The following is a 9,248-nucleotide window of genomic DNA, read 5'->3' as shown; positions in this document are numbered from 1 at the left end:
CGGTGAATTCACCCCAGTCATCGCAGGCAAGCCAGCTCCCACATTGCCTTAACCAGCTTTAAGCTTTGGGTACGGCACCGAGCACGCCTCATCCAGAAACTTCACCACCGTGCCCATGCACGCCTGGCGTTCTTCCACGTGGGGCATGTGGCTCGAGTCTTCGAACAGCGCCCAGCGTACATCCTCGATCTCATCCAGGAATGGCTTGACCACCAGCGGTGTGGCTTCGTCGTGACGGCCGGAGATCACCAGGGTCGGCACCTTGATCGCCGACAGCCGGCCTATCACATTCCAGTCCTTCAAGCTGCCGATCACGTGGAACTCGGTGGGGCCGCTCATGGCGTGGTACACCGTTGGGTCGGCATCGACCTGGGCGAAGGTGCGCGCCACTTCTTCCGGCCACGGGTTGACCCGGCACACATGCTGGTCGTAGAAAATCCGTGAGGCCGCCTGGTACTCGGGGTCGCTGTAGGTGCCGGCCGCTTCGTGCTTGAGCAGGGTTTCATGTACGCCTTCGGGCAGCAACTGGCGCAGGCGGTTGGCTTCGCTGACCCAGGTGCGCATGCAGGTCGGCGAGTTGGCCGGGATGAATGCGCGCAGGCCCTTGGGTTGCAGGATGGCGTGTTCGCTGCCGAGCATGCCGCCCCAGGATTGCCCGAGGATCGCGTAGTTGTCGCTGATTTGCAGGTGGTCCAGCAAGTTGTTCAGCTCTTCGAGGAACAGGCCGATGGTCCAGAAAGACGGGTCTTTGTCGGGCAAGTGGGTGGAGCGGCCATTGCCGATTTGGTCGTAGTGAATCACCGCATGGCCGCTGGCGGCGACGTCCTTGAAGGCATCGACGTAGTCATGGGTGCAGCCGGGGCCGCCGTGAATGATCACCAACGGTGTACGGCCGGTGGTCAGGTCGCCGGTGACGCGATACCAGGTCTGGTAGGCGCCGAAGGCCGCAAAGCCTTCGCGGATTTTCTCGATGAATTCCATTTCGTACCCTGCTCTTAAAAAAAGGATCAGGGACACCATAGTCGGCAGGGCAGGTTTAGGTAACTAGCAAAACAGCTAGGTTTTGCTGAAGGGTCAGTCTTCCAGCAGGCGGTAATGGGTGGCGCGCACCACCGCTTGCACGCGGTTCTTGGCCCCCAGCTTGTGCATCGCCGAAGCCAGGTGCAGGGTCACCACCGCCAATGACCGGCTCAGTTGCGTGGCGATTTCAGCGGCGGTCAGGCCGTCGGCGGCCCATTTCAGGCATTCGCGTTCGCGCTTGGTCAGGTGAATGTGCGGGTAGGTGCGTAGCTCTTTGCTGAACAGCGGGTAAGCCGCTTCCTGCAACGCATGGGTAATCAGGCTGAAATCCGCCAGGGTCTGCTGGGCATCCTGCAATACGGTGCGCGCCTTGCCGGTGCGCAGGCCGGTCAGCGAGGCGAAGCCGCCACGGGGCAGGTGGATGGGCACACTGACGCCACAGGTGAGCTGGCGCTCGTGCAGGTAGGACGACACCGGGGCATGGCAAGGGTCGATGATCTTTTGCAGCGCGGTCTCGGCCTTGGCCTCATAGGACCAGACAAACGGCGATACCGTGCTAAGGGCCAGGTGCTGAACCGGGTCGATCTGGTAGAACCCTTCGCTGCACCACAAGGCGTGCCAGTCCGACGGGGTGTTGCGCAGCTCCAGCACCGACGGCGTGATGAGTGAGCCATCCTGGTCGATGGGCACCGGGGTGTAGTCGTACACCAGTGCATCGAAGCCCAGTTGCTGGGCGAGAATAAACGTATTGTCCATCTGCTCGTCCAGGCTCCTGCCCGGCATCAGACGATTGTTGAAGGCAGTAAGCTTGGCCAGCATCCGTTCTGCTCCCGAATTCATTTGAATCTCGACTTGCGGCAAGTAGAATGCCACGCCCCGGCGAAGGACTGCCAGGCCAAACCTATAAGAAATACTAGGTTATGGACGCACGGCATCCTCGGTAGTGTTGGCCTGATAAACGGCCGCTACCTGCCAGGCCGATACAACACAAGGAATGTATGCATGTGGCGTGAAATTGCCCCCGACCAGCAGTACAACGTGCAAGTCGACGGCCATAACCTCGTGGTCTACAGCTTTGGCGAAGGCGATGAGGTGCTCTTGTGTCTCAACGGCGGCCCGGGCCTGCCGTGTGACTACTTGCGCGACGCCCATGGCTGGCTCAAGGACCATAACCTGCGAGTGGTTGCATTCGACCAGCTTGGCACGGGCGCTTCAGCCAGACCGACCGACGTTTCGTTGTGGGATATCCGCCGTTATGTCGAAGAAGTCGAAACCGTACGCCAAGCCCTGGGCCTGGGCCGCGTGCACCTGCTGGGGCATTCCTGGGGCGGCTGGCTCGGCATCGAGTACGCCATTTATTACCCAGACGCGCTGAAAAGCCTGATCCTCGAAAACACCGTCGGCGACATTCCGCACCTGTCCCAGGAACTTGAACGCCTGCGCGGCGCCCTCGGCAGCGAAACCGTGGCCATGATGCAGCGCCACGAAGCCATGGGCACCCTGGATCACCCGCAGTACCAGGCCGCAATCACCTTGCTCAACTACCGCCACGTATGCCGCCTGGACGAATGGCCGGAGCCGGTCAAACGCTCCCTGGGCGACTGGAACATGGGCCCTTACGAGGCCATGCAAGGCCCCAACGAATTCCTCTACATCGGCAACCTCAAGGACTGGAACCGCATCAGGGAGATGGGCGAGTTCCGGATGCCGATCCTGATCACCACCGGCCAGCACGACGAACTCACCCCGGCCTGCGCCCACCGCATGAAGCTCGCGGCCAGACACGCGGAGTTGCACGTGTTCCCCAACAGCAGCCACATGCCTTTTTATGAAGAGCCCCAGGCGTACTTTCCAGTGCTGCTGGACTTCCTCGCTCGTCACCGGGGCTGACGGATGAACCTGGCGCGTTACCGTTTTGTGCTGTCCCGGCCGCTGCAATTGCTGCCGGTGCTGTTTGGCATCAGCCTGATCACCTTTGTGCTGGTGCGCTCGATCCCGGGCGACCCGGCGCGCGCGTTGCTCGGCTCGCGCAGCACGCCGGATGCCTTGCTGAAGATTCGCGCCCAGTACGGCCTGGATCAGCCGTTGTGGCTGCAATATTTCTACTTCCTCAAGAACCTGCTCAAGGGCGACCTTGGCCAATCCCTGTTGTACAAGGTCGATGCTTTGAAGCTGATCGTCACGCGCATCGAACCCACCCTGGTGCTGGTGCTCGGCAGTGTGGTGCTGGCGCTGTTGATCGCGGTGCCGCTGGCGACCCTGGCGGCACGCAATAAAGGTGGCTGGGCGGACAATCTGATCCGCGTGTTCACCACGGTCGGCCTGGGCATGCCGGCGTTCTGGCTGGGCTTGATGCTGATTTTGTTGCTGAGTGTGCAGTGGGGCTTGTTTCCGGTGTCTGGCTACGGTCGCACCTGGCTCGACAAGGCCCACCACATGGTGCTGCCATGCCTGACCATCGCCCTGGCGCTGTCGGCGGTGCTGGTGCGCAACCTGCGCGCAAGCATGCTGATGGAGTTGCAGGCCGACCATGTCACGGCGGCCCGGGCCCGTGGGTTGTCGGAAGCGGCGGTGTTTCGTCGGCATGTGCTGCCCAATTCCCTGGTGCCCGCGGTCAACCTGCTGGCGGTGAATATCGGCTGGCTGATCAGCGGCACGGTGGTCATCGAAAGCCTGTTCGCCATTCCCGGCATCGGCCAATTACTGGTGCGCGGCATCTTTACCCGCGACTACATGGTGGTGCAGGGCGTGGCCATGGTGCTGGCGTGTGCCACGGTGCTGGTCAACTTCATCGCTGACGTGGTCACCGTAGCCCTCGACCCACGGGTGAAAATGCAATGAGCAGCCGCCCGTTGATTGCGCCCTGGCGCCTGCGCTTGCGTTTCGGTTTTCGCAATGGCCGCCTGACGGCCGCGTGGGGGTTGCTGATTCTGCTGGCGTGGTTGGGGCTGGCGCTGTTCGCCCCGTGGATTGCACCTTATGACCCGATAGCACAGAACACGGACATCAGTTTGCTCGGGCCGAGCCTGTCCCATCCGTTCGGCACCGATAACTACGGTCGCGACATTCTGTCGAGGGTGATCTGGGGCGCGCGCATCGACCTGCAATTGGCCATCGTCGGCGTGATCTTCCCGTTCATGATCGGCACCTTCGTCGGCGCGGTGTCCGGTTACATCGGCGGGCGCTTCGACAGCTTTTGCATGCGTGTGATCGACGTGATCCTGGCCTTTCCTTTCCTGGTGCTGATGCTGGCGATCATGGCGATCCTGGGGCCGGGCTTGAAGAGCTTCTACATCGCCATGGCGCTGGTGGGCTGGGTGTCTTACGCGCGGCTGATTCGCTCGCAGATCCTGGTGCTCAAGGAAAGCGACTTCGCCCTGGCGGCCAAGAGCCTGGGCTTTGGCCATGGGCGCATTCTGTTTCGGCATTTGCTGCCCAACGCGATGTTTGGCTCGATCGTGTTTTCCATGTCGGACGCCGTGCTGGTGCTGCTCAATGGCGCTGCCGTCAGCTACCTGGGCCTGGGCGTGCAACCACCGACCGCTGAGTGGGGAACCATGGTGGCTGAAGGGCAAGCCTTCATCACCACTGCGTGGTGGATCTGCACCTTTCCCGGCCTGGCCATTGTGACCCTGGCCATGGGCTTCAGCCTGCTGGCCGACGGTGTGGCGCAAGTGTTGGGAGATCGCTCATGAGCCTGCTGCAAGTGCGCGACCTCAGTGTGATCGCCCATAACGCCGGGCGTGATGTCACCCTGGTCGAGCGCGTGTCGTTCGACCTGGGCGAAGGTGAAATCCTCGGCCTGGTGGGCGAGAGCGGCTCGGGCAAGACCATGGCCTGCCGTGGGCTGATGCGCCTGCTGCCGTCGCCCAACCTGCGCGTGCAAGGCGGTTCGGTGCACCTGGCGGGCCAGGACCTGCTGCAACTGGACGATGCCAGTATGCGCGCCGTACGCGGTGGGCAATTGGGCATGATTTTCCAGAACCCCAGCAGCCACCTGGACCCGTTGATGCGCATCGGCGAGCAGATCGCCGAGGGCATCCGCCTGCATCAAGGCGCCTCGAAAAAAGACGCACGCCGCCAGGCTATCGAGGTGCTGCGTCAGGTCGGCATTCCCGACCCCCAGGCCCGCGTCGACAACTACCCCCACGAGTTTTCCGGCGGCATGCGCCAGCGCGCGATGATCGCGGTGGCGCTGGGCTGCAACCCGAAAGTGCTGATCGCCGATGAACCGACCACGGCCCTGGACGTCACCGTGCAGGCGCAGATTTTGCGGTTGTTGCTGGCGTTGCGTGACGAGCGCGGCCTGTCGATCATCATGATCACCCACGACCTGGGCGTGGTGGCACAAACCTGTGACGCCATCGCGGTGATGTACGCCGGGCGCTTATGCGAGCACGGCAGCAAATACGAAGTGCTGGCTCATCCGCAACATCCGTACACAGCGGGTTTGATCGACTGCCAGCCCGCCCATAGCAGCGGTCACGCCTTGCTGCGCACCATCGCCGGGCAACCGCCGTTGCTCGATGCCTTGCCCTCGGGGTGCCGCTTCAACCCGCGTTGCCCGCAGGTCGGCGCGTTGTGTACCAGCGTGTTGCCAGAAGGTGCGCGGGTGGCGTGCCACTATCCCCTGGGAGGCCAGCCATGAGCTTGTTGCAGATCAAGGACCTTGAGGTGAAGTTTGCCGCGTCCGGCACGGGCGTGTTCGGCCTGAACAAGCAGTGGGTGAGGGCGGTCAATGGCGTGTCGCTGAACCTGGCGGCGGGCGAAACCCTCGGGCTGGTGGGCGAGTCCGGCAGTGGCAAAAGCACCCTGGGCCGGGCGATCCTGCACCTCAACCCCATCAGCGCCGGCCAGGTCTTGTTTGATGGCATCGACATGGCCCATGGCAGCGCCATCGACATCGCCCGCCTGCGCCATGAAACCGCGATGATCTTCCAGGACCCGTACGCCGCGCTGAACCCGCGCCATACCATCGGCGAAACCATTGCCGAGGTGCTGCGGGTGCAACGCAAAGTCGCGCCAGGGCAGATCCCAACACGCGTGAATGAGCTGCTTGACCTGGTTGGCCTGCGCCCCGAACTGGCCAGCCGCAAACCCGGCTCCCTCAGTGGTGGCCAGTGTCAGCGCGTGGGTATCGCCCGGGCGCTGGCAGTGGAGCCGCGCCTGATCATTGCCGACGAATGCGTGGCGGCGCTGGATGTGTCGATCCAGGGCCAGATCATCAACCTGTTGCTGGAACTGCAACAGCGCATGAACCTGGCGATCCTGTTTATTGCCCACGACCTGGCCATCGTGCGGCGCCTGTGCGACCGCGTGGCGGTGATGTACCTCGGCAAGATCGTCGAGGAGGGGCCGGTGGAGGCGGTGTTCACGGCGCCGCGTCATCCCTATACCGCCGCGTTGATCGAGGCGATTCCCGAGATCGATCCGCATCGGCCGTTGCCTGCCGAACCCTTGCCGGGTGAGCCACCCAGCCCACTGAATTTGCCCACAGGCTGCGCCTTTCACCCCCGTTGCCGGCATGCCCGGACGATGTGTTCCGTGGTGTTGCCGCCTACCCATTTCCTGCACGAGCATCGGTACAGTTGCGTGCTTGAAGAACCGTTGCTCTAACCCTCTGCCATTCATTAACAAGGAGTTGTGATATGCAATCGCGCCATTTGAAATTGCTCGCCGCCGCTACATTGACTGCATGGTCCCTCACTGCCGGGCTGGCACACGCCGCTGGCGTACTGACCATTGGTTGCCGTGAAGACAGCACCACGTTCGACCCGATCAAAAGCGCGCAAAACCGCGACACCTGGGTGTTTGCCAACGTCTACGACACCCTGGTACGCGTGGATAACCTGGGCACCAAGATGGAGCCGGGCCTGGCCGAAAGCTGGGAGATCTCCAAGGACGGCCTGACCTACACCTTCAAGCTGCGTGATGCGAAGTTCTCGGATGGTTCGGCGATCACCGCCGATGACGCAGCGTTCAGCCTGCTGCGTATCCGCGACAACAAGGCGTCGCTGTGGGCTGACCCGTTCAACCTGATCAACACGGCCAAGGCGTCAGACCCGAAAACCCTGGTGGTCACCCTGAAGACTCCGGCTGTAGCCTTCCTCTCGCAACTGGCGTCGCCGACGGTGTCGATCCTGTCGGAAAAAGCCATGACCAAAATGGGTGAAGACGCCTACTCGGAAAATCCGGTGACCTCCGGCGCGTTTACCGTAGATGAATGGCGCAAGGGCGATCGTGTGATCCTCAAGAAAAACCCGAACTTCTGGCAAGCCAAGAACGTGAGCCTGGATGGCGTGGAGTGGGTGTCCGTGACCGACGACAACACGCGCATGCGCATGGTGCAGAACAACGAACTGGACACGGCGATCTTCGTACCGTTCTCCCGTGTTGAAGAGCTGAAGAAAGACAAGAACGTGGTCATTCATGCCGACCCGTCGACCCGCGAAGATCACCTGCTGATCAACCACGCCCACGGTCTGCTGGCCAAGCAGGAAGTGCGTGAAGCGCTGGACATGGCCATCGACAAGCAGTCGCTGGTCAAGACCGCGACTTACGGTCAGGGCACCGTGGCGTATTCCTACATTCCAAAGGGCTCGCTGTACCACTACGCCAACAACCTGCAGCGCCCGTACGATCCGACTGCCGCCAAGAAGCTACTGGAGCAGGCCGGTGCCAAGGACTTGAAGCTCAACTACGTGGTCAACGCCGGCAACGAAGCCGACGAGCAGATTGCGGTGATCATCAAGGACCAACTGGCCAAGGTCGGCGTGACTGCCAACCTGCAGAAGGTCGACCCGACCCAGAGCTGGCAGATGCTGGTGGACGGTGAGTACGATATTTCGGTGATGTACTGGACCAACGACATCCTCGACCCGGACCAGAAGACCACCTTCGTGCTGGGCCACGACACCAACCAGAACTACATGACCCGCTACAAGAACGACAAGGTCAAGGCGCTGGTGGCGCAGGCGCGGATCGAGGCGGACCCGGCCAAGCGTGAGCAGATGTATGTCGAACTGCAGAAGCTGGCGAAACAGGACGTTAACTGGATCGACTTGTACTACAGCCCGTACATCAACATCTCACGCAAGAACGTGAGCAACTTCCTGCAGAACCCACTGGGCCGATTCACCCTTGAAGAAGTGGTGAAAAACTAAGCTACAAACCAATGTGGGAGCCCGGCTTGTGTGGGAGCTGGCTTGCCTGCGATAGCATCGCCTCGGTGTATCAGGTACACCGCGGTGATGCCATCGCAGGCAAGCCAGCTCCCACACAGACCAGCTCCCACATTTTGTTTTGCGTGGTGTCAGGTGTTACTGCGCGTCAAACGCCTGCCCATTGATGCCGGTACTGTCCGGCCCCATCAGGTACAGGTACACCGGCATGATCTCTTCCGGTGTCGGGTTGTCCGTCGGGTTTTCCCCAGGGTAGGCCTGGGCCCGCATGCTGGTGCGCGTGGCGCCCGGGTTGATGCTGTTGGCCCGTACCGGTGCGACTGTGTCCAACTCATCGGCCAGGGTTTGCATCAGGCCTTCGGTGGCAAACTTCGACACCCCGTAAGCCCCCCAATACGCCCGACCCTTACGCCCGACGCTGCTGGAAGTGAACACCACCGAAGCATCCTGGGACAGCTTGAGCAGCGGCAGCAAGGTGCTGGTCAGCATGAACATCGCGTTGACGTTCACGTGCATCACCCGCATGAAGTTCTCACCGGACAACTGCTCGATCGGCGTGCGCGGGCCGATGATCGAGGCGTTGTGCAGCAGGCCGTCGAGGTGGCCGAACTCCTTTTCGATCATCGCGGCCAGCTCATCGTATTGATGGGGCAGGGCGGTTTCCAGGTTGAACGGGATCACCACTGGCTGTGGCTGGCCTGCGGCTTCGATCTCGTCGTATACCTGGGCCAGGTTGGCTTCGGTCTTGCCCAGCAGCAGCACGGTGGCGCCGTGGGCGGCGTAGGTTTTCGCGGCGGCCGCGCCGATCCCGCGACCGGCACCGGTCACCAGGATCACCCGGCCTTTGAGCAATTCTGGGCGTGCGGAGTAATCAAACATAAGCATCCTCGGCAGAGTTCAAGGCAATACACCTCTCAACATGGAATCCATTTCCTGTAGGAGCTGGCTTGCCGGCGATGACGGAGTACCTGTCACCAAAAGTGTTGGCTGACAGACCGCCATCGCCGGCAAGCCAGCTCCTACATCGACATCAGTGTTTTTGAGATT

9 protein-coding genes are annotated in these 9,248 nt (G+C 61.8%); 6 read left to right on the top strand and 3 right to left on the bottom strand.

Annotated features, from left to right (window positions below):
• Positions 1–48 precede the first annotated feature (48 nt).
• Both AC07OV_RS02370 and AC07OV_RS02365 read right to left on the bottom strand, forming a co-directional pair.
• Positions 49–981 carry a proline iminopeptidase-family hydrolase gene (locus AC07OV_RS02370; protein WP_176995393.1) on the bottom strand — a complete coding sequence of 311 codons (933 nt, stop codon included), beginning with the start codon at positions 979–981 and terminating at the stop codon, positions 49–51.
• 93 nt (positions 982–1,074) lie between these two features.
• Complete coding sequence (locus tag AC07OV_RS02365; RefSeq protein ID WP_176995394.1) at positions 1,075–1,839, bottom strand: LuxR family transcriptional regulator; 765 nt, start codon at positions 1,837–1,839, stop codon at positions 1,075–1,077.
• Between the two features lie 183 nt (positions 1,840–2,022).
• Here AC07OV_RS02365 and AC07OV_RS02360 point away from each other — a divergent pair, with 183 nt between their 5' ends.
• The 6 genes from AC07OV_RS02360 to AC07OV_RS02335 are packed head-to-tail and all read left to right on the top strand — an operon-like array spanning position 2,023 to position 8,183.
• The gene (locus AC07OV_RS02360) at positions 2,023–2,910 is read left to right on the top strand and encodes a proline iminopeptidase-family hydrolase (RefSeq protein ID WP_494997865.1); all 888 of its coding nucleotides are present in this window, start codon (positions 2,023–2,025) and stop codon (positions 2,908–2,910) included.
• Between the two features lie 3 nt (positions 2,911–2,913).
• Positions 2,914–3,861 carry an ABC transporter permease gene (locus tag AC07OV_RS02355; protein ID WP_176995396.1) on the top strand — a complete coding sequence of 316 codons (948 nt, stop codon included), beginning with the start codon at positions 2,914–2,916 and terminating at the stop codon, positions 3,859–3,861.
• Complete coding sequence (locus tag AC07OV_RS02350) at positions 3,858–4,715, top strand: ABC transporter permease (RefSeq protein WP_495091421.1); 858 nt, start codon at positions 3,858–3,860, stop codon at positions 4,713–4,715. The genes AC07OV_RS02355 and AC07OV_RS02350 overlap by 4 nt, the downstream gene beginning before the upstream one ends.
• Positions 4,712–5,668 (top strand): ABC transporter ATP-binding protein, encoded by a 957-nt coding sequence (locus AC07OV_RS02345; protein WP_495091420.1) that lies wholly within the window; start codon positions 4,712–4,714, stop codon positions 5,666–5,668. Before AC07OV_RS02350 ends, AC07OV_RS02345 begins: the two co-directional genes overlap by 4 nt.
• Positions 5,665–6,636, top strand: a complete 972-nt coding sequence (locus AC07OV_RS02340; RefSeq protein WP_494997862.1) for an ABC transporter ATP-binding protein — start codon at positions 5,665–5,667, stop codon at positions 6,634–6,636. Before AC07OV_RS02345 ends, AC07OV_RS02340 begins: the two co-directional genes overlap by 4 nt.
• Positions 6,637–6,668: 32 nt before the next feature.
• Positions 6,669–8,183 (top strand): ABC transporter substrate-binding protein, encoded by a 1,515-nt coding sequence (locus AC07OV_RS02335; protein ID WP_494997861.1) that lies wholly within the window; start codon positions 6,669–6,671, stop codon positions 8,181–8,183.
• A 156-nt stretch (positions 8,184–8,339) separates the two neighbouring features.
• Here the strand turns inward: AC07OV_RS02335 and AC07OV_RS02330 are convergent, their stop codons facing one another.
• Positions 8,340–9,080 carry a YciK family oxidoreductase gene (locus tag AC07OV_RS02330; RefSeq protein ID WP_110623284.1) on the bottom strand — a complete coding sequence of 247 codons (741 nt, stop codon included), beginning with the start codon at positions 9,078–9,080 and terminating at the stop codon, positions 8,340–8,342.
• Between the last annotated feature and the right edge of the window lie 168 nt (positions 9,081–9,248).

The organism is Pseudomonas sp. GW821-FHT09A09 (genome assembly GCF_059418405.1).
The sequence above is the reverse complement of the archived record's forward strand: the minus strand, read 5'-3'. Positions and strand labels throughout refer to the sequence as shown.